This window comes from Halomonas sp. McD50-4, from assembly GCF_022348135.1.
Lineage (GTDB): Bacteria > Pseudomonadota > Gammaproteobacteria > Pseudomonadales > Halomonadaceae > Vreelandella > Vreelandella piezotolerans.
The window spans coordinates 225,142-243,870 of record NZ_JAKRFG010000005.1 but is presented as its reverse complement, the minus strand read 5'-3'; the positions used below and the strand labels follow the sequence as shown (position 1 = coordinate 243,870).

The 18,729-nt window shown below is 59.5% G+C and carries 15 protein-coding genes; 10 read left to right on the top strand and 5 right to left on the bottom strand.

The annotated features are described in order from the left end of the window. Positions 1-2: 2 nt before the first annotated feature. On the bottom strand, positions 3-1,532 hold the full coding sequence (locus MHM85_RS08630) for a GGDEF domain-containing protein (RefSeq protein ID WP_219862119.1): 1,530 nt from the start codon (positions 1,530-1,532) through the stop codon (positions 3-5). Positions 1,533-1,735: 203 nt separating this feature from the next. Between MHM85_RS08630 and MHM85_RS08625 the strand changes: the two genes are divergently transcribed. The 3 genes from MHM85_RS08625 to MHM85_RS08615 all read left to right on the top strand — a co-directional run bounded on the left by MHM85_RS08625 (position 1,736) and on the right by MHM85_RS08615 (position 6,181). Beyond that, positions 1,736-4,435 (top strand): EAL domain-containing protein, encoded by a 2,700-nt coding sequence (locus tag MHM85_RS08625; protein WP_239285722.1) that lies wholly within the window; start codon positions 1,736-1,738, stop codon positions 4,433-4,435. 75 nt (positions 4,436-4,510) lie between these two features. Continuing rightward, a complete protein-coding gene (locus tag MHM85_RS08620) occupies positions 4,511-5,248 on the top strand; it encodes an HAD family hydrolase (RefSeq protein ID WP_219862115.1) in 738 nt (245 codons plus the stop codon). 39 nt (positions 5,249-5,287) lie between these two features. Continuing rightward, a complete protein-coding gene (locus MHM85_RS08615) occupies positions 5,288-6,181 on the top strand; it encodes a drug/metabolite transporter (protein ID WP_219862113.1) in 894 nt (297 codons plus the stop codon). Between the two features lie 25 nt (positions 6,182-6,206). Here the strand turns inward: MHM85_RS08615 and MHM85_RS08610 are convergent, their stop codons facing one another. The 4 genes from MHM85_RS08610 to MHM85_RS08595 all read right to left on the bottom strand — a co-directional run bounded on the left by MHM85_RS08610 (position 6,207) and on the right by MHM85_RS08595 (position 9,770). Further along, on the bottom strand, positions 6,207-6,947 hold the full coding sequence (locus tag MHM85_RS08610; protein WP_219862111.1) for a sulfite exporter TauE/SafE family protein: 741 nt from the start codon (positions 6,945-6,947) through the stop codon (positions 6,207-6,209). A gap of 122 nt (positions 6,948-7,069) precedes the next feature. After that, a complete protein-coding gene (iolB, locus tag MHM85_RS08605; RefSeq protein WP_219862109.1) occupies positions 7,070-7,873 on the bottom strand; it encodes a 5-deoxy-glucuronate isomerase in 804 nt (267 codons plus the stop codon). Positions 7,874-7,884: 11 nt separating this feature from the next. Further along, on the bottom strand, positions 7,885-8,892 hold the full coding sequence (gene iolG, locus MHM85_RS08600; RefSeq protein WP_219862106.1) for an inositol 2-dehydrogenase: 1,008 nt from the start codon (positions 8,890-8,892) through the stop codon (positions 7,885-7,887). A gap of 44 nt (positions 8,893-8,936) precedes the next feature. Beyond that, positions 8,937-9,770 carry a MurR/RpiR family transcriptional regulator gene (locus MHM85_RS08595; RefSeq protein ID WP_219862104.1) on the bottom strand — a complete coding sequence of 278 codons (834 nt, stop codon included), beginning with the start codon at positions 9,768-9,770 and terminating at the stop codon, positions 8,937-8,939. A 237-nt stretch (positions 9,771-10,007) separates the two neighbouring features. Here MHM85_RS08595 and MHM85_RS08590 point away from each other — a divergent pair, with 237 nt between their 5' ends. The 7 genes from MHM85_RS08590 (at position 10,008) to iolE (ending at position 18,706) form a co-directional block, all read left to right on the top strand. Continuing rightward, positions 10,008-10,952, top strand: a complete 945-nt coding sequence (locus MHM85_RS08590) for a sugar ABC transporter substrate-binding protein (RefSeq protein ID WP_219862102.1) — start codon at positions 10,008-10,010, stop codon at positions 10,950-10,952. A gap of 54 nt (positions 10,953-11,006) precedes the next feature. After that, positions 11,007-12,137 (top strand): ABC transporter permease, encoded by a 1,131-nt coding sequence (locus MHM85_RS08585; RefSeq protein WP_219862100.1) that lies wholly within the window; start codon positions 11,007-11,009, stop codon positions 12,135-12,137. Between the two features lies 1 nt (position 12,138). Continuing rightward, positions 12,139-13,026: an ATP-binding cassette domain-containing protein gene (locus MHM85_RS08580; protein WP_219862098.1), complete on the top strand. Its 888-nt coding sequence runs from the start codon at positions 12,139-12,141 to the stop codon at positions 13,024-13,026. Positions 13,027-13,035: 9 nt separating this feature from the next. Then, positions 13,036-13,839: a TIM barrel protein gene (locus MHM85_RS08575; protein WP_239285720.1), complete on the top strand. Its 804-nt coding sequence runs from the start codon at positions 13,036-13,038 to the stop codon at positions 13,837-13,839. A gap of 73 nt (positions 13,840-13,912) precedes the next feature. Next, positions 13,913-15,871, top strand: coding sequence for a 5-dehydro-2-deoxygluconokinase (iolC, locus tag MHM85_RS08570; protein ID WP_219862094.1), 1,959 nt, complete (start codon positions 13,913-13,915; stop codon positions 15,869-15,871). 1 nt (position 15,872) lies between these two features. Continuing rightward, positions 15,873-17,720, top strand: coding sequence for a 3D-(3,5/4)-trihydroxycyclohexane-1,2-dione acylhydrolase (decyclizing) (gene iolD / locus MHM85_RS08565; RefSeq protein ID WP_219862092.1), 1,848 nt, complete (start codon positions 15,873-15,875; stop codon positions 17,718-17,720). A gap of 83 nt (positions 17,721-17,803) precedes the next feature. Beyond that, positions 17,804-18,706 carry a myo-inosose-2 dehydratase gene (gene iolE, locus MHM85_RS08560; RefSeq protein ID WP_219862089.1) on the top strand — a complete coding sequence of 301 codons (903 nt, stop codon included), beginning with the start codon at positions 17,804-17,806 and terminating at the stop codon, positions 18,704-18,706. Positions 18,707-18,729 lie beyond the last annotated feature (23 nt).

Genomic DNA, 18,729 nt, shown 5'->3' with positions numbered 1-18,729 from the left:
AGTCATTGACCATAGACCGACACCCCGCCCCGGCCAGAGCGCTTGATGAAGTACATGCTCTGGTCGGCGGCATCGATCAGCTCGCGTTCATTACCAAAACCGCCATCGGTCAAACACGCCACGCCAATCGATACCGAGACATAGAGCGGCTCTTGTTCGATCCGCGCCATGGGCCGCTCCTGCAAGCGCCGAGTAATGCGTTCGGCAAAGCGTTTTGCGCCTTCGGCATTTTCATCCGGCAGAATCACCAGGAACTCTTCGCCACCATAGCGGCCCGCTAGATCGCCCACACGCACCAGCGAGGCGAGCATCTTACCAAAGCGGGCCAGTACCTCGTCGCCTGCCTGATGACCGAAACGGTCGTTGAGCACTTTGAAGTGATCGAGGTCGATGAACACCACCGACATGGTTCGCTTGGTCGATAGGCAAAGGTGGAAGCGCTCTCGCAGCTGTTCCTCTAGCCACGCGCGATTGGCCAGTTGGGTCAGCGGATCGATCCGGCTGCGCTGCTCTAGCTGGGCGTAATCGTCGAGCAGCGCATCCCGCGCCTTTTGCTGAGCGTCCAGACGGGCGCTAAGCGACAGCGTATGCTCGTACAGCAGCTGCTGAGCCTCTTGTAACAGCCTAACGCTATCGATCGAGACGGGTTGGCTTAGCCCCAGAGTCTCCATCAAGGGCGGCAGAGTGTATTCGAGGTGTGCCAAAAGTCCGGCAAGGGCCCACTCGTCAGCGGTGGCCAACGTTCGAAGCTGACGCATCACGCCCGCTAATGCTTGGGCGGGATCGGCCGATAACCAAGCATCGGCAAGTGCACCCGAGACGCGCAGGCAGAGAACCGAGGGATTGTCGGTCTCGAGCCCTTCGTGGCTGCGCTGGATGGCGCGAATCAAATCGTCATGAGCGCCCCATTTCGCGAGTAACCAAGCGCCGATCAGCGCGTGGTCGCAGCCAAAGTAGCGTTTTTCGACCTGCTGGGTATGGCCATGAGAGGCCTGCTCGGTCCCGTATAGCCGCTCAGCGTCGTTGGGGTAGGCGGTTTGTAGCGCCAGGATGCCAATGTCCTGCAGTAGTGCTGCCGTAAACACGCTGCCCGCTTGGTGAGGGCAGAGCTGTTGCGCGAGATAACTCGCGGCAACGGCTGAGGTAATGGCTCGCCGCCAGAAGTGCTGGCGGCCGCGTGCCGAGTGGTCATTTTCGAACAGGCAAAAACTCAGCACCGTGGCCAGCGTGACATCCAGCCCCATACGCTGGGTGGCTTCGAAACACGTATGAGGCGGCTGGGCGGCGCGCAGATAGTGCACGCTATTGGCCACGCTCATCACCCGTGCCGTCAGGGCCGGGTCGTGCTCGATGGCGCGTGCATAATCGCTCAAGGTGGCATCCGAGGTGCGGGTGATCTCCAGCACGTTGAGCGCCACCGCCGGCAAAGACGGTAGCCGCTTGCACTGCAGCAAAGCGCTGCTGAGAAAGCTGGGAAGCTGGTTGGCCAGCGAGGTATAAAGCGTTTCGCTGACGGCAGTAGGCCCCGTCATAGTGTCTCCTCAATGCCGTGCAGCGAAGTAGGCAGTCAGTTGAATAACGATCGTTTTTTTTATCATATTGTCAGGTTGGCCGATACCGCTTGGCGCGATCGGCGTCTTCCAAAAGGTAGCTGTTTATGGTGCAAACGTCGCCGTGCTTTGTTAAAACAGTGGCAAAGCTTAGCTGCTCTATAACGACATAAGCGAGTGCAACGATGCACACACGAAAAGAAGCAGCAGAGATTTTTCGCCAGCTAGCAGAAGGGGTGGGGCGTAGCAGTCAGCCCAACTTCTTTGCCTCCCTGGTGGAACAGCTTGCTCGTTTACTGGCCGTCGATCATGCGTTGATCGCGGTCGTCACTGATGCCAATATAGCGGAAACCCTGGCCGTTTGGTCAAGCAATGGTTTACAAGCCAATATCACCTACCCCTTGGCAGGCACGCCTTGCGAGACCGTGGTTGGCCATGAACCATGCCTTTACGCCTGCGACGTACAATCCCGCTTTCCTGAAGACGATCTTTTGCGCCAGCTCGGTGCCGATAGCTACATGGGCCTGCCGCTATTTGGGCCGGATGGGGCGGCCATCGGTCTGCTAGCGGTGCTGAGCAATCGCCCCATGGCGTTCGATGGACTAGAAAACGAAGTGTTGCGAATTGCCGCCGCACAAGCGGGTGCTGAGCTAGGCAGGCGTCAAGCAGAAAACGCGCTACGCAAAAGCGAGGCCGCCGCCAAAGAGAGCGAGCGACGGCTGAACACCTTGCTCGATCACCTGCCCGGCATGGCCTACCGCTGCCTGAACGATCATGACTGGACCATGCTGCTCGTCAGCCAAGGTGCCGAAGCGCTGACCGGCTATCGGCCGGAAGAGTTGGAAAACAGCCGAGTGACGACCTTTGCCAGCCTGGTGCACGCAGATGATCAAGCGCGGCTGGCGCAAGAGGTAGCGGCTGCGATTCGCCAGCGCCGTCCTTATCGCGTGACGTTTCGCATTCGGCACCGCGACGGTAGCGAGCGCTGGATGTGGGAGCAAGGGCAGGCCGTCTTTTCCAATCAAGGCGAGGTACTCTGCTTGGAAGGCTTCATTACGGATGTGACCGACCAGCAAGAGGCGCAGCGGGTACAGCAGGCGGTGGTTCAAGTGGCCTCGACCGTCACTTCTAGGGTGGGCGACGATTACTTTCAGCAACTCATTGCCACGCTGACCACGCTGTTGGAAGCCGATGCGGGATTCATCGCTCTGTTGGACCAACCGGTGCCGCCTGCACCACAGGGCCATTCTCATCCCAGTAATCTGTTGCCTGCCACTACGGGGCATACCGTGAGTCTGGTCGTCGCTGGCCAGACCCGTAAAAACCACACCTTCTTGCTGCGCGGCACGCCCGTCGAACGCGTGGTGCTCGAACAAGAGAGCGTCGTACAGCAGGGGCAGCGGTTTAGCCTGCCGGGCGCCACGCTGAACGCGCAAGCCTGGATCGGACGCCGCTTGGATAACGCCAAAGGGGAAGCCATTGGGGTGATGATGGTGTTTTACCAAACGCCGTTAACCACCAATGCCTTTGCTACCTCCGTGCTGCAGATTCTCTCCACGGGGGCTGCCGCCGAGCTCGAGCGACGCCGTGACCACCGCCACATGCACCAGCTGGCCTACACCGACAGCACGACCGGCTTGCCCAACCGGGTGCAGTTCATGGATCTCTTGCGTGATATAGGCGAGCGGGCCGAGCAGCAGGCGTCGCCGCTGGCGCTGTTGCTGTTGGATTTGCGCCGCTTCAAAGAGGTCAACGACCTGCACGGACATCAAGTCGGTGATCAACTGCTGGCAACGGTGGCGGCGCGTTTGCGCCACTTGGATATCGCCAACTTGCACTGCGCGAGGCTATCGGGGGATGAGTTCGCGCTGCTATTACCACGCGTCGAACGCGCAGCGCTGGATGAGCTTGTCAAGCAGCTTTGCAGCTTGGTGAGACGGCCGATTCGTCTAGAGCACCGCGTCTTCAATTTGGACGTAAGCATTGGTTTTGCGCGCTACCCAGGCGATGTGGCCAACACCAGCGAGCTGTTCAATGCGGCCAGTATTGCACTACATCACGCCAAAAAGCGTGAAACCAATATCTCCCCCTACACGCAAGCCATGCGCCATACGCTGGAACGCCGCCAATGGATGACCGAGCGGCTGCACATGGCGATTTTAGAGCAGCGGCTAGAGCTCTACTTCCAGCCCCAGGTGGATTTAGACACGAAAGCGCTGACCGGTGCAGAGGCGCTGTGCCGCTGGCACGACCCAGAGTGGGGGTGGGTCAGCCCTGGGGAGTTCATCCCCCTAGCCGAGGAGCGCGGGCTGATTCGTTTACTCGGTGACTGGGTGCTGGAAGAGGCCGCGCGTCAGTTGAGCGCTTGGCAAGCAGCGGGCACACCGCTTCCGGGGCGGCTGTCGATCAATATCTCCGCGCAGCAGTTTGCCGACCCGCGACTAACGACTCATATTGCCGCACTCACCTCCAGCGTCTCGCCCAGCGCGATTGCCATTGAGCTGACCGAGAGCGATTTCATGCGCGACCCGGATCAGGCGGTCATCATTACCCAGGCCATGCGTCAGGCAGGCTATGCGCTGTTCATCGACGACTTCGGCACCGGGTACTCCTCGCTCTCTTATCTGCGCCGCTTTGCCGCCGACGCGCTAAAAATCGATATCTCGTTCGTGCGCGAAATGCTCGATAACCACCACGATCGGGCCATCGTGCAGACGATCATTGCCATGGCCAACACGCTGGACATGAAAACCCTTGCCGAAGGTGTCGAGAGTGCCGCCCAAGCGGCGCTTCTGGCCGAGATGGGCTGTAATCAGGCGCAAGGTTACTTTTCCGGCAAGCCGCTGCCAGCCGATCGCTTTGCCCATACCTGGCTGAGTCGCTAGGCGCAGGTTCGTCATCTTACTGTCATCATGCGTGGCATACCCTACGCGCGCCAAACCGCGACGATAGGAGTTCCCATGCGCCTGGCCCTGTTTGACCTTGATGATACGCTCCTGGACGGAGACTGCAGCGACCGCTGGAATTTATGGATGATCGAGCAAGGATGGGTCACCGACGCGGAGCGCTTCATGACACGCGCCGAACAGATGCAGCAGGCCTACCATGCGGGCAAGCTCAAGCTAGACGAGTACCTGGCCATGACGCTGGCACCCCTGAAGGGGCGGCGAGTGGCTGAGGTGGAAAAGGAAGTCGAGCGCTTCGTCGCTACTCATTTGCAGCCGCGTATTTTCGATCAAGCGTGGCGCTGCCTAGAGAGCCATCGACAAGCGGGCGATACTTTGATTTTGATCTCTGCCTCTTCTCGCCATTTGGTGGCACCCATCGCGACAGTGCTCGGCATCGAGCATGTGCTGGCGGTGGAGCCGGAGATCACTATGTCCGAAGAGGGTCGTGTTTACACCGGGAGCAGCCAAGGCGTGCTTTCGTACCGAGGCGGCAAGGTGATCCGCTTTCAGCAGTGGCTGGCGGAGCACACCATCACGCCGAGCCACACCACGTTCTATTCCGACTCGCGCAACGACTTGCCGCTGCTGCAGTACGTGGATTGCGCCGTGGCGGTCAACCCCGACCCGGTCTTGGCCGAGGTGGCTAGCGTAGAAGGGTGGCGACGCTTAGACTGGCGGGCATTCTCTTTTAGTAATGACCGCTTATCTAGCTCCGTTAATAGTGAATACTCCAGTCTTGCTAAAACATGATGGTCGTTTCATAGGTACTCTCGTTGTCAAGGCGACCACATGAGTCCAGCGGCCCTCGCCCTGGTACTGGTCTCGGTGTGTATGCATGCCGGGTGGAACGTGCTGGGCAAACGCAACACGCCCTCGCTGGGGGCGTTCGTGCTGGCCTATGGCACTGGCGGCGTCGTGATGCTGCCGCTAGTGGTACTGGGTCCCTCGCTGCTGGCGCTTCCAGGCGCATTCTGGGGGTTGCTGGCACTCTCGGGGCTATGCCAGATGCTCTATATGGGCGGCTTGGCCTGGGCCTACGCACGGGGGGAGGTGAGCGTGCTCTACCCCATCGCCAGGGCGTTGCCCGTCGTGCTGGTGCCGCTGGTCTCCATTGCGTTACTAGGTAGCCGCGTGCTGGATGCCTGGGACGGCCTGGGAATGGCGCTGGTGGTCTTGGGCGCGCTCTGTCTGCCGCTCAGCCACCCGGAGGCGCGTCGGGTGTCAACCTATGTCACGCCCGCCATGGGATTCGCGCTGCTGGCGGCGGCGGGCACGGTGGGCTATTCGCTCATCGATAAGCAGGCCTTGGGCCTGATGCAGAGCGCGGGTCACAGCGGGCTCACCGCCGGAGCCGTCTTTATGGTGCTGCAAGCGGTGATGACGCTGACTTGGGCAGTGCCGCTGCTGGCGCTGCTGCCCGCTGAGCGTCGCCGCTTGCCGCTACTTCGCCAGCAAGGCCTGCCCGTGTTAGTGGTGACCGGGCTGATGATGACCTGCACCTACGGCCTCGTGCTGGTGGCCATGGCGATGACCGATGAAGTGAGCTACGTGGTCGCGCTGCGCCAGCTCTCGATTCCGGTGGGGGTGTTGATGGGCGTGCTATGGCTAAAAGAGCCCGCGTCCACCGCCAAAACGATCGGCACCTTGGTGATGCTGGCGGGGTTGGTGATGGTGGCGCTGTAGTCGCGCCACCTTCTTGCTCTCTAAACTAGAGCGCCTGCCACACCAAGTTGATCCCCACTAAGAACATGGCGATGATCACCAGACGGTAAAACAGCGTTTCATTGACGCGGCTCTGTAGCCAAAGACCGTTACGTACGCCGATCCACGCCACGGGCACCAGCAGCAGCGAGGCCCAGGCGCTGGTCATGTTGACCTCGCCCAGCCACATGTACGGGCCGAGCTTGATGGTGTTGACCACCGCGTAGGTCACCGTGCAGGTGGCAATGAAGGTCTCTTTGGTGAGCTTACGCGGCATCAGGTACATGTTCATCGGCGGCGCCCCCGCGTGGGCGATGAAGCTGGTAAAGCCGCAGACGCTGGCAGCGGGCAGCGCCCAGTGGTGGGAAATGGGCTTTTTCGCCACCGGCTTGAGCAGCATGTAAGCGGCGAAAACCACCGACAGAATGCCCAGGGCCATGCGCACGCCCTGCTCGCTCAGGCTGCCAAACAGCAGCGTACCCACCGCCACGCCGATGAACAGCCCCGGCACGAAGCGCCACACTTCCGCCCGGTCGTGTTTGCCCCACCACGCCTTGACCGCAAAGACATCCATCACCAGTAGCAGCGGCAGCAGCAGCCCGGCCGCCTGGGTGGGGCTAATCGCCAGCGCCATCAGCGGTACCGAGAGCGTACCGAAGCCACCCGCAAAGCCCCCCTTGGAGACGCCGGTGAGATACACCGAAAAAACGATCAACAGCCAGGCGATAAGGGAGTAATCCGGGAGCATGGAGGCCTCAAAAGGGTGATGAAAATAGGGTGATTGAAAACAGCTGTCACAAAAAAGCCCCGCAGGAGCGGGGCAACACAGGATAGCATTAGATAAATGTTAGCGGGCAAAGCACTAGCGCATCATGCGTTCATCAACCACTCGTGATCGGGATCGTTATGAAACTTCCAGACGCGCTTGGGGCCCGCCATGACATTCAGATAGTAGAGCGAGTAGCCGTGGGAAGCGCCCACCGGGTGGTAGCCTTTGGGCACCAGCACGCAGCAGCCGTTTTCCACCGCCATGGTTTCATCAAGGCTGCGGTCATCGGTGTAAACGCGCTGGAAGGCGAACCCCTGTTCAGGGTGAATGCGATGGTAGTAGGTCTCTTCCAGCAGCGACTCGTGGGGTAAGTTATCCACATCGTGTTTGTGCGGCGGGTAACTCGACCAGTTGCCTGCGGGTGTGAATACTTCGACCACCAGCAGGCTATCGGCGGGTTCGGTTTCCGGCAGTATGTCGTGTACATGGCGGGTGTTGGTGCCCTGGCCGCGGGTGCTCTGCTTGATGTTGCCAGGCGTAATGAGCCGTGGGGCGTGGTTGCCATGCCCTGGGGCGGCGCACACCGCTAGCTCTAAGTCGGTTGTCGCTTCTACCGCGTAGCTAACCCCATTGGGCAGGTAAACCGCGTAGGGCGGGATTTGCTCAAAGATATCCATGCGCTGGCCAATATCTTCAAAGAGTTGCTCGCCACAGGTCACCGTGGCACGCCCGGTGAGCAGTACCAGGCACACTTCCTGGTGATCGCTGCTGGCCTCCAGGCGCTGACCTTTGGCGAGTGTGTGCACCCGGAAACCGACGTGCGTCCAGCCAGCCGATGTTGGGGTAACGTCGATCACGGTGCCTTGGGCATCTGGGGCGGTGGGGCGTACCAGTAGAGAAGCCATACGTTGCTCCTTTATTTATCAAGGTGGGCATCAGCCTGAAGCAGGATTTTGCGGCCTTCGCGCAGCGAGCGCTCCGCTGCATCGGCTAATCGCAAGGCTTCCAAGCCATCCTGGGCGCCTGCTAGAGGGGCACGCTTTTCGCGCCAAGCATCGACAAAGTCGCCAATCTCTAACCGATAAGCCTCGGCGTAGCGCTCCAAGAAAAACCACTTGGGTTTCTCCTCCACTTGCCCCGCCTCGCCGGTAAAGCGTAACCGCGTGTCGCTCTCGTTTTGGGCTTGCAGCATGCCTTGGCTGCCGAAGGCTTCGATACGCTGATCGTAGCCGTAGTTGGCGCGTCGTGAGTTGCTGATTTGGCAGAGCTTTCCGCTGGCCGTGGTAAGGGTCACCATGGCGGTATCCACATCCCCCGCTTCGCCGATGGCTGGGTCGATGATGCTACTGCCGACGGCAAAGACGCTTTCGATGGGTTCATCGAGGAGCCAACGTGCCATGTCCAGATCGTGAATCATCATGTCCCGAAACAGGCCGCCGGATTCGGCCACGTACTCGGCAGGCGGGGGAGAGGGGTCGCGGCTGATGATGGTCAGCGTTTCAAGTGCGCCGATACGTCCTTCGGTAATCGCTTTTTTCAGTGCCGAAAACTGAGGGTCGTGGCGGCGGTTAAAGCCTAGTGCACACGTCACCGGGTGCTCACTGAGTACCTGCAGAGCATCTCGCGTGCGGGCTAAATCCAGGGCGATGGGTTTTTCGCACAGAATCGCCTTGCCCGCGCGGGCGGCACGCTCCAGATACTCCGCATGGGTGGGCGTGCTCGAAGCAATCAGCACGGCGTCAATGGCGTCATCCGCCAAGATCTCATCAACGGAGGCCGCTTGACTGGCGTACTGCTCGGCCAGGGCTTCTGCGGCAGGCCGATGAAAATCAGCCACGGCGGCTAGCGTCACGCTCGGGTGCGAGTGAATGGCCTGGGCGTGCACCTTGCCGATGCGTCCAGCGCCGATCAGTGCGAGTTTCATAAGCTCTCCTGTTTTGTTTTTGCTGTGGGTTTGCTTTGGGTTATTTAAGCCTTGCGCTTTTTGTCTTGCCGAACGCCCAGGGCAATCGCCAATGTCTGGGTCAAGCAGAGCGATGCGGTCAAACTACGAAAACTTTTTACTTCGGCTTCGCTGACCACGAAGACGACATCCGCGAAGCGGGCCAGCGGGCTCAGGTTCGAATCGGTGATCACCACGATGGGAAGGCCGCGTTGATGGGCGTCTTCGCAGGCTTGCTGGCTCTCTTCGGCGTAGGGGGAGAAGCTAATCGTCAATAGGGCGTCGTGGGGGCCCATGGCGCGTAGCTGCTCGCCGTACATACCCCCTAATCCACTGACCAGTAAAGCGGGCTTCTCCACATGTGCAAGGGCATAGGTCATATAGCTGGCGACCATGAAACTTCGCCGGGCGCCCATCACATGAATAGCATGGGCCTGCTCAAAAATATCCAGCGCCTTCTCCAGGCTCTCTGGATTGATGCGGCTGGGAAGCTGCTCTAAAACGGCACGATTGGCATCGGCGAACTCCCACAATAGCTGGGTGCTATCCGGTGTCTCTCCGGTAGCGCTGCGCACCGCGCGAATGCGCTCGGTGTAGTTGGGCAGCTCATCGACCAGGCGGCTGCGAAACAGCTGCTGCATTTCAGAAAAGCCCTTGAAGCCCAGGCTATTGGCCAAGCGAATCAAGGTGGAGGGAGTGACATCCGCCTGCTCGGCGATTTTAGCGACGGTCGCTAAAGCAACTTCTTGAGGGTGATCGAGCATATAACGCGCGGTTTGCTGCAAACGCTTGCTTAAAGTGGCGTACTCGGCGGTGATCAACGTTTCCAGCTCACGGTAGCTTTGTGGTGGCTGCGGCATACGAATTCCTTAGCGTTAACTCATGTACCCCTCATTCACTCAGGCGCGACGGGCCGTCGCGCCGAGCAAAGTGGCTGGCTGTCATGCAGTCTAGTTGATTGGAATAAATGTTCCATTTATACCAAAGTATAGAATAAATAATTTGCAAGGGTTTGTATTTGGAACCTATATTCCATTGCGTCAAGGCATCGAATGCCACCTCCCCACCAACAACGATAACGTTAAGAGGAATGACTCATGGCACGTCTATCTCAATGGCTACTCGCGTCTGCTGCGGCGACGGCATTAGTCACCGGTGCTGCTCAGGCACAGGAACAGGAAAGCAGTCGTTTCGTGATGGTGACGCATGGCGTCCCCTCTGATCCCTTTTGGTCAGTGGTGAAAAACGGTGCTGAAGCGGCGGCTGAAACCGTTGGGGCGAGTTTGGAGTATCGCGCACCCTCCACGTTCGATATGGCCCAAATGCAGCAGCTCGTTCAGGCGGCGGTAGCTTCCAACCCCGACGGTTTGATCCTCTCCTTCACCGACGAAAATGCGCTGGGTAGCGTGGTTCAGAATGCCGTCGATAACGGCATTCCGGTCATTACCATCAACTCGGGTGGCGATGTGGCCAGGGATTATGGTGCCCGCTTGCACGTGGGGCAGAGCGAGTACGAAGCGGGCCGACAGGCTGCTGAGCGAATGCAGGAAATGGGCGTTGAGAAAGGTGTCTGCGTCAACCATGAGCAAGGCAATCAAGGGTTGGATCAACGTTGTGACGGCTTTGTAGACGGCTTCGATGGCAACGCTGAACAGCTAGCCACCACTTATGATCCCACGGCGATTCGCAATGCCATCGTGGCCTATCTCAACCAGAACAGTGACGTGCGGGGTATTTTAACGCTGGGTGCTCTGACGGCAGACCCCATGATTCGTGCCCTGCGAGAGCAGGGGGCCACCGAGATGTTCACGCTTGGCACCTTCGACCTTTCCCCCGGCATTTTGGAAGCTCTGAATGCGGGAGAGCTCGATTTTGCGATCGACCAGCAGCAGTACCTGCAAGGCTACTTGCCCGTCATGTTCCTGGATCAGTTCGTCAAGAATGGTCTGCTGCCTGCGGGAGACGTTGCCACCGGCCCAGGATTCGTCACTCAGGAAAACGCCGCTCAGGTGATTGAGTTGAGTAGCCAGGGTATCCGTTGATAACGAGCTAATCGGAAAGGGCTCGGCGGTGCCGGGCCTTGGGAGTCGATCGCCATGAGTTCCACTGAAACGAAACAATCGGTTGCACCAGCCGCTGCGGATCAAGATGAACGTATCCAGCGCGTCTCTTTTTGGAAGAAGGCCCTCAATCGCCCAGAGCTGGGGGCGTTAGCCGGTGCGGTATTGGTGCTTGCTTTCTTCATCGTGGCCTCTAGCGGCACGGGAATGTTTACCCCCGCAGGCATCATCAATTTTCTCGAAGTGTCGGCCCAGCTAGGCATTATCGCCACGGCGGCGGCGCTGCTGATGATTGGAGGAGAGTTCGATCTCTCGATTGGGTCGATGATCGGCTTGGCCGGCATCCTGATCGCCATACCCGCCGTCGAATATGGCTGGCCACTGTGGGCGGCCATCTTGCTGGCGTTTTCATGTGCCGCTCTCGTGGGATGGATCAACGGTAATTTGGTGAACCGCACGGGGCTGCCTTCGTTCATCGTCACGCTGGGATTTCTCTTCATTCTGCGTGGCTTGGCGATCGGTATCAGTCGCTTGCTGACAGGGCGTACTCAGGTGGGCGGCGTTCAGGATCATATCCCCGGCGATTGGTTCGCGGCGCTCTTCTCCGGCGAAGTCGCGACGGGACTCTTTAGCTGGATGGCGGCCAATGGCTGGATCGCCACCAACTTTGCGGGCAACCCTGTCGTCTCAGGCATTCCGGTCTCCATCGTCTGGTGGTTCGGCTTAACCGCTGTAGCCACTTGGGTGCTGCTGTGTACGCCTTACGGTAACTGGATATTCGCCAGTGGCGGCGATGCCAATGCGGCGCGCAATTCGGGGGTGCCCGTCCATCGCGTCAAAATCTCACTATTCATGTTCACCGCGTTCTCCGCCACCATTTTTGCCTGCATTCAGGTCATGGATACCGGCTCGGCAGATACCATTCGCGGCTTGTTAAAAGAGCTAGAGGCGATCATCGCGGTGGTCATTGGCGGCGCTTTGCTGACCGGTGGCTATGGGTCGGCCATTGGCGCGGCACTGGGCGCACTGATCTTCGGCATGGTGCAAATGGGCATTTTTTACACCGGTGTCAATACGGACTGGTTCCAGGTCTTCCTGGGCGTGATGTTGCTGGTGGCGGTGCTATTCAACAATTACATGCGCAAAAAGGCGATGGAGGCCAAATAAGATGACCACTCGTACGCCCACGATCGAAATGCGCAGTGTCAGCAAACACTTCGGCAGCGTGATCGCTTTGAGCGATATCTCGATGCAGGTCTATTCCGGTGAGGTAATGTGCCTTTTGGGGGACAACGGCGCTGGAAAATCGACGCTGATCAAAACCCTCTCCGGCGTTCATCAGCCCACCCACGGCGAGATGCTGCTGGATGGCAAGCCCGCCCGTTTCAAGTCTCCGGCGTATGCACTCGACGCCGGTATCGCCACCGTCTTTCAGGATTTGGCGATGGTGCCGTTGATGTCGATTACCCGTAATTTCTTCATGGGTCGCGAGCCAACGGTGGGCTGGGGGCCCTTGAAGCGTATCGATTGGAAATATGCCGATCGGATCGCCAAGGAAGAAATGGCCAAAATCGGTATTGACGTCCGCGACCCCAGCCAGCCGGTGGGCACACTTTCCGGTGGCGAACGCCAGTGTGTGGCCATTGCCCGAGCCGTCTACTTTGGCGCCAAAGTGCTGATTTTGGATGAGCCTACGTCGGCCCTTGGGGTCAAGCAGGCCTCCGTGGTACTGCGCTACATCGCCAAAGCGCGCGCCGACGGCTTGGCGGTCATCTTCATTACCCACAACGTCCACCACGCTTATCCCGTGGCGGATGCCTTCACCCTACTGTCACGCGGCGGCAGTTTGGGCTCCTTCCGCAAAGAAGATATCACCCGCGAAGAGGTACTCAACATGATGGCGGGGGGCGCCGAGCTTGAAAGCCTGGATGCAGAGCTTGCGGAATTCCAGCGGGAGGATAAAGCCAAGAAAGCCAGCTTAGCCGGTCAAGACACTCAGCCTGTCGATGCAAGCAGTGCAGAGCAATCTTCACCGCGAGCGGCAAGCGGTTATTAAGGAAGCGTGATGAATAAGTTGACCCCATCATCACCGTTCACGCTGGCTGTTTGTGCTGAAATGATCTTCTGCGATTTGCCGGTACTGGAACGCGTTAAGCGTATTTCTGAACTGGGCTTTCAAGTCGAAATCTGGGACTGGACGAAGCACGACATTGATGCGCTGGCCAATAGCGGGGCGACGTTTTCGTCCATGACTGGCTATGTCACCGGCACCCTAGCAGATGCCCACGGGGCAGATGAATTGATACGCACCGCCGCTGAGTCGGTCGAGGTAGCAAAGCGCCTAGGCATTCCGCGCCTTAACCTTCACGGCACCGGGCTAGATGGTAATGGGTTGCCCGTTCAGCCTTGCCAGCAGATGACGGGCGCTATGTGGCTAAAAGCCCGCGAAACGCTCAATCGGTTGGCAGATCTCGGCGAGCAGCACGGTGTCACCTTCGTACTTGAAAACCTTAATACCGAGGTTGATCACCCCGGAGTGCCGTTTGCTCGCCTGGAAGATGTGCTTGCGCTGGTGGAGAGTATCGACCGGCCTAGCTTGCGCATCATGCTAGACGTTTATCACGCCCAAATTGGCGAAGGTAATCTGATTGAATTGATTCGCCGCTGCGGGCCGTACATTGGTGAAGTGCAGGTAGCCGATGTGCCTGGGCGCTGCGAACCGGGGACTGGCGAGATTAACTACCCGGCCATTGCTCAAGTGCTGAACGACATAGGCTATCGCGGCACGGTGGGGTTAGAAGGCTGGGCCTCTGGCGATGACGGCCTCGCCCTTGATCGATTCCGTGCTGCCTTCTCCTTTCATCGATAGCTACCCAAGACGCTTTGATGCCCAGCGCCCTCTATTGCCCGATACCACGAATTTGTGACGTGGGGAGACATTTATGCTGAATAACAATAGTCAACACCAGCCGCTTGATCTGATTTGCCTGGGACGTGTGGCGGTCGACCTGTACGCCGAGCAGATTGGCAGTCGTTTAGAAGACGTGGCGAGCTTTGCCAAGTACCTAGGTGGTAGCTCGGGCAATATGGCTTACGGTACCGCTCGTTTGGGATTGAAGTCTGCCATGCTCTCGCGGGTGGGGGATGAACAAATGGGCAACTTTGTTCGCGAGGAATTAGCACGAGTGGGGGTGGATACCTCCGCGCTACAAACCGACCCCGAGCGCCACACCGGTTTGGTACTGCTGGCGTTAAAAGATCGCGAAAGCTTCCCGCTGCTATTTTACCGCCGCGACTGTGCCGATATGGCCATTGATGCTGACGCCATCGACCCTGAATTTATCGCTCGGGCCAAGGCGCTGGCGATTACCGGCACCCACCTTTCTACCGATACCACTCGCCGGGCGTGCCGCAAAGCACTGGACGCTGCTGCCCAGCATGACGTGAAGCGAGTGCTGGACATCGACTACCGCCCCGTGCTGTGGGGGCTGACCAACCCCGGCGATGGCGAAACCCGCTTTATCGCCGATGATGAAGTGACCACCGACCTGCAGCGCTGGCTGCCAGATTTCGACCTGATCGTGGGCACCGAAGAGGAGTTTCATATTGCCGGTGGCAGCACCGACACCTTAAAGGCCCTGCGCGCGGTGCGTGAGGTTAGCCAGGCGACCCTGGTATGCAAGCTGGGCCCCATGGGCTGTGTCGTGTTTGAAGGGGCGATTCCTGACCGCATTGAAGATGGCATTCTGGTCAAGGGCGTTCAGGTCGAAGTACTCAATGTACTGGGCGCTGGCGATGCCTTTATGAGTGGGCTGCTACGTGGCTGGCTACGCAATGAATCCTGGCAAACCAGTGCCAGCTATGCCAATGCCTGCGGCGCGCTGGTGGTCTCCCGCCACGGCTGTGCTCCCGCCATGCCCACCGAAGACGAGTTATTTGATTACTTGGCGCGCCGGGCTGAGGTACCCCGTCCGGATATCGATCAACGCCTGAATCATCTGCACCGCGTCACTACCCGGGTGCCCGTTCAATGGCCCGAAGTGTTGGGGTTGGCATTTGATCATCGTCGCCAGCTCACCGATATGGCCCGCGCAGAGCATGCCAACTGCGCGCGGCTGCCAGCACTCAAAAAACTCTTGGTCAGCGCGGCTGAAGAGGGCGCCAAGCTGGGCGGTATCTCCACTCCCGCGATCCTGGTTGATGACGTGCTGGGTCAGGACGCGCTCAATCATGCCAGTGGAAAAGGCTGGTGGATTGGTCGGCCGGTAGAGCTGCCAGGCTCACGCCCGCTGCGTTTCCAGCATGGCGATGACTTAGGCGCTTGCCTGCGCAACTGGCCTAGAGAGCAGATCATTAAATGCCTAGTGTTTTACCACCCTGACGATGAACTCTCACTACGCCTAGAGCAGGAGGAGAGTCTGCGCCAGCTCTATCAGGCGGCCTGTGCTTATGGGCTAGAGTTGCTGATTGAGATAATCCCACCCGCTGATATGCCAAGTGATAACACGACGCTACCGCGCAGCCTTCAGCGGCTCTACAACCTAGGCATTCGCCCAGACTGGTGGAAGCTACCTGCCATGTCAGATGCAGCTTGGAAAGCGGTGGGCGAGACCATTGAGCGTGAGGATGCTTACTGCCGTGGGGTTGTACTGCTCGGGCTCGACGCCCCTATGGACGACATGAAACGCGGCTTTGAAGCAGCCGCCAATCATGCCTGCTGTAAGGGTTTTACCGTTGGCCGCACACTATTTGCCAGTGCGAGTCGTGATTGGCTGGCCGGACGTATCGACGACGCTAGCTTGGTAGAGCGCGTCGCCCAGAACTATGCCGAACTGATAACGGCGTGGCGGCAATTAAGGCAGGCGCAGCCGCACACGCTGGCCCATACCGAGGAGGCGTAAGATGAGCACCATTCGACTCACCATGGCTCAAGCACTGGTCAAGTACCTTGCCGCTCAGCGTATTGATATCAATGGCCAAGAAGTGGCGCTTTTTGAGGGAGTGTTTGCGATTTTTGGTCATGGCAACGTGGCGGGCTTAGGCGAAGCGCTGTACCACGTGCAAGACGAATTGCCGACCTTTCGTGCCCATAACGAGCAGTCCATGGCCCACGCGGCGATTGCCTTTGCCAAAGCCAATGGTCGCCAGCGCTTAATGGCGGCGACCAGCTCCATCGGCCCTGGGGCGACCAATATGGTCACCGCTGCGGCGCTCGCTCATGCCAACCGTTTGCCGATCCTACTGCTGCCGGGGGACACCTTCGCCACCCGCGAACCCGATCCGGTACTGCAACAAGTGGAGCATTTCGGCGACCCGACGATTAGCGTCAACGACTGTTTTCGCCCGGTATCGCGCTATTTCGACCGCATTAACCGCCCCGAGCAGTTGCTGACCAGCCTGCCCCAGGCGATTGCCACCTTGCTTGACCCTGAGCACTGCGGTCCCGCGACTCTGGCGCTGCCCCAGGATGTGCAAACCTTTGCCTACGACTACCCAGAGGCCTTTTTTGCCCCCAAAGTGCACCGCATTCGCCGCCCGCCGCCGGATGCCGACGAGCTTCGCCAGGCCATCGCCGCGCTTCAGCAGGCCAAGCGCCCGCTGATCATTGCCGGGGGCGGCGTGCACTACGCCGCTGCCTGCGACGCCCTGGCGGCGTTTGCCAAAGCACGGGGTATACCCGTCGCCGAAACCCAGGCCGGGAAGGGCGCGCTGGCCGATAGCCACCCCTGCGCGGTGGGGGCCATTGGCGTCACCGGCAGCGCAGCGGCTAACCAACTGGCGGAGCAGGCAGATGTGATTGTGGCGGTAGGCACACGGCTGCAGGACTTCACTACCGGCTCTAGGGCGCTGTTTGAAAGCCGCGATAAAACGCTGATTTCCCTCAACGTTGGCCGCTTCGACAGCCTCAAGCATCAAGCGCTGCCGCTGAGCTGCGATGCGTTGGTTGGGATAGGCCAGCTCGACGCGGCGCTGGGCGAATGGCGCGGCAGCGATGAATGGCGCGAACAAACCGGCACGCTCAAACGCGAATGGGCCGAAATAGTACGCCGTGTAACCGCAGATCAAGGGCTAGCGCTGCCCACCGACGCTCAGGTAATCGGCGCGGTCAACCGCCAGGCCGCTGATGACACCACCGTGGTATGCGCGGCGGGTGGCTTGCCCGGCGAGCTGCATAAGCTCTGGCAATGTTCAGGGCCTGGAAGCTATCACGTGGAGTACGGCTTCTCCTGTATGGGCTACGAGATTGCCGGAGGGCTAGGCGTCAAGATGGCCAAGCCGGAGCGGGAGGTGGTGGTGATGGTCGGCGATGGCAGCTACCTGATGCACAACTCCGAGCTGGCTACCTCGGTGATGCTGGGCCACAAGCTGACCGTCGTGGTGTTGGATAACCGTGGCTATGGCTGTATCAACCGCTTACAGCACGCCACCGGCGGCGCCGGATTCAACAACCTGCTTCAGGATTGCCGCACTGTCGAGGCGGGCGCCCCCAAAACCGACTTTGCCGCCCACGCCAAAGCCCTGGGCTGTGAGGGTGAGTCAGTGAGCGGCATTGCCGAACTGGAGCAGGCGCTGGTGCGCGCCCGCAGCGCCACCACGACTTATGTGATTGCGCTGGATACCGATCCGTTACCCAGCACCGAGGAAGGCGGGGCCTGGTGGGAAGTGGCCGTGCCCGAGGTTTCCGAGCGTGAGCAGGTCAATGACGCCTATCAGGGCTATCGCGAGGCCAAGCAGCGCCAAGCCCGCTAATCGAATGCCATACAGCAGAGAGTCGGCGATAGGGTAAAGCGCCCTAACGCCGAGAATGCTCAAACACTCATAAGGAATGTGCTATGCCAACGGTGACTTTAGGCATCAATCCCCTCACCTGGACGAACGATGACTTGCCTAGCTTAGGGGCGGCCACGCCACTGGACACCTGTTTGAAAGAGGGGCGCGAGGCGGGCTTTAGCGGCTTTGAATTAGGTAACAAGTTTCCGCGTACGCCCGACGCCTTGAGCCAGGTGCTGGGTGCTCATGACCTGGCGCTCGTGTCGGGCTGGTACTCCGCACGCTTGCTGGAGCGTAGCCCGGAAGAAGAGATTGACGCCATTCAAGACCACATGAACCTGCTCAAGCAGTGCGGTGCCAAGGTGATGGTGCTGTGTGAAGTGACCCACTGTGTACACGGCGATCAGCAGCGCCCGCTCTCCCAGCGTCCGCATCTTTCGGAGGAGGAGTGGCAGCGCCTGCTGCATGGCCTGGATGTGGTCGGCGACTACCTGACATCCCAGGGCATTCAGTTGGTGTATCACCACCACTTGGGCACGGTGATCGAAAGCCAGGCCGACGTCGAGCGCTTAATGGACAACACCGGCGAAGGCGTGGGGTTGCTGCTCGATTTTGGCCATTTGCGCGGGGCTGGCGGTGACCCGCTCGCCATTGCCAAACGCTACAGCCAGCGTATCCACCATGTGCACTGCAAAGACCTGCGCTTCCCGGTGCTGGACGCCGTGCGCAATCGCGACAAAAGCTTTTTGAACGGCGTGCTGGACGGCCTGTTTACGGTGCCGGGGGATGGCAATGTGGAGTTTCTGCCCGCCTTGACCCACCTGTGCGAGCAGGGCTACCAGGGTTGGTTAGTCGTAGAAGCCGAGCAAGACCCGGAAGTCGCTCATCCGCTGACGTACGCCCGCCTGGGGTATCGCAACTTACGCCAACTGGCCGAGCAGGCAGGTTTCGACGTTGCCCGCTAAACAGCCCGCTTTTAATCAGGAGC

Bases quoted from the DNA above. Each gene is read 5' to 3' on its own strand.
- MHM85_RS08630 (WP_219862119.1), bottom strand. From the start codon at position 1,532: ATGACGGGGCCTACTGCCGTCAGCGAAACGCTTTATACCTCGCTGGCC.
- MHM85_RS08625 (WP_239285722.1), top strand. From the start codon at position 1,736: ATGCACACACGAAAAGAAGCAGCAGAGATTTTTCGCCAGCTAGCAGAA.
- MHM85_RS08620 (WP_219862115.1), top strand. From the start codon at position 4,511: ATGCGCCTGGCCCTGTTTGACCTTGATGATACGCTCCTGGACGGAGAC.
- MHM85_RS08615 (WP_219862113.1), top strand. From the start codon at position 5,288: ATGAGTCCAGCGGCCCTCGCCCTGGTACTGGTCTCGGTGTGTATGCAT.
- MHM85_RS08610 (WP_219862111.1), bottom strand. From the start codon at position 6,947: ATGCTCCCGGATTACTCCCTTATCGCCTGGCTGTTGATCGTTTTTTCG.
- iolB (WP_219862109.1), bottom strand. From the start codon at position 7,873: ATGGCTTCTCTACTGGTACGCCCCACCGCCCCAGATGCCCAAGGCACC.
- iolG (WP_219862106.1), bottom strand. From the start codon at position 8,892: ATGAAACTCGCACTGATCGGCGCTGGACGCATCGGCAAGGTGCACGCC.
- MHM85_RS08595 (WP_219862104.1), bottom strand. From the start codon at position 9,770: ATGCCGCAGCCACCACAAAGCTACCGTGAGCTGGAAACGTTGATCACC.
- MHM85_RS08590 (WP_219862102.1), top strand. From the start codon at position 10,008: ATGGCACGTCTATCTCAATGGCTACTCGCGTCTGCTGCGGCGACGGCA.
- MHM85_RS08585 (WP_219862100.1), top strand. From the start codon at position 11,007: ATGAGTTCCACTGAAACGAAACAATCGGTTGCACCAGCCGCTGCGGAT.
- MHM85_RS08580 (WP_219862098.1), top strand. From the start codon at position 12,139: ATGACCACTCGTACGCCCACGATCGAAATGCGCAGTGTCAGCAAACAC.
- MHM85_RS08575 (WP_239285720.1), top strand. From the start codon at position 13,036: ATGAATAAGTTGACCCCATCATCACCGTTCACGCTGGCTGTTTGTGCT.
- iolC (WP_219862094.1), top strand. From the start codon at position 13,913: ATGCTGAATAACAATAGTCAACACCAGCCGCTTGATCTGATTTGCCTG.
- iolD (WP_219862092.1), top strand. From the start codon at position 15,873: ATGAGCACCATTCGACTCACCATGGCTCAAGCACTGGTCAAGTACCTT.
- iolE (WP_219862089.1), top strand. From the start codon at position 17,804: ATGCCAACGGTGACTTTAGGCATCAATCCCCTCACCTGGACGAACGAT.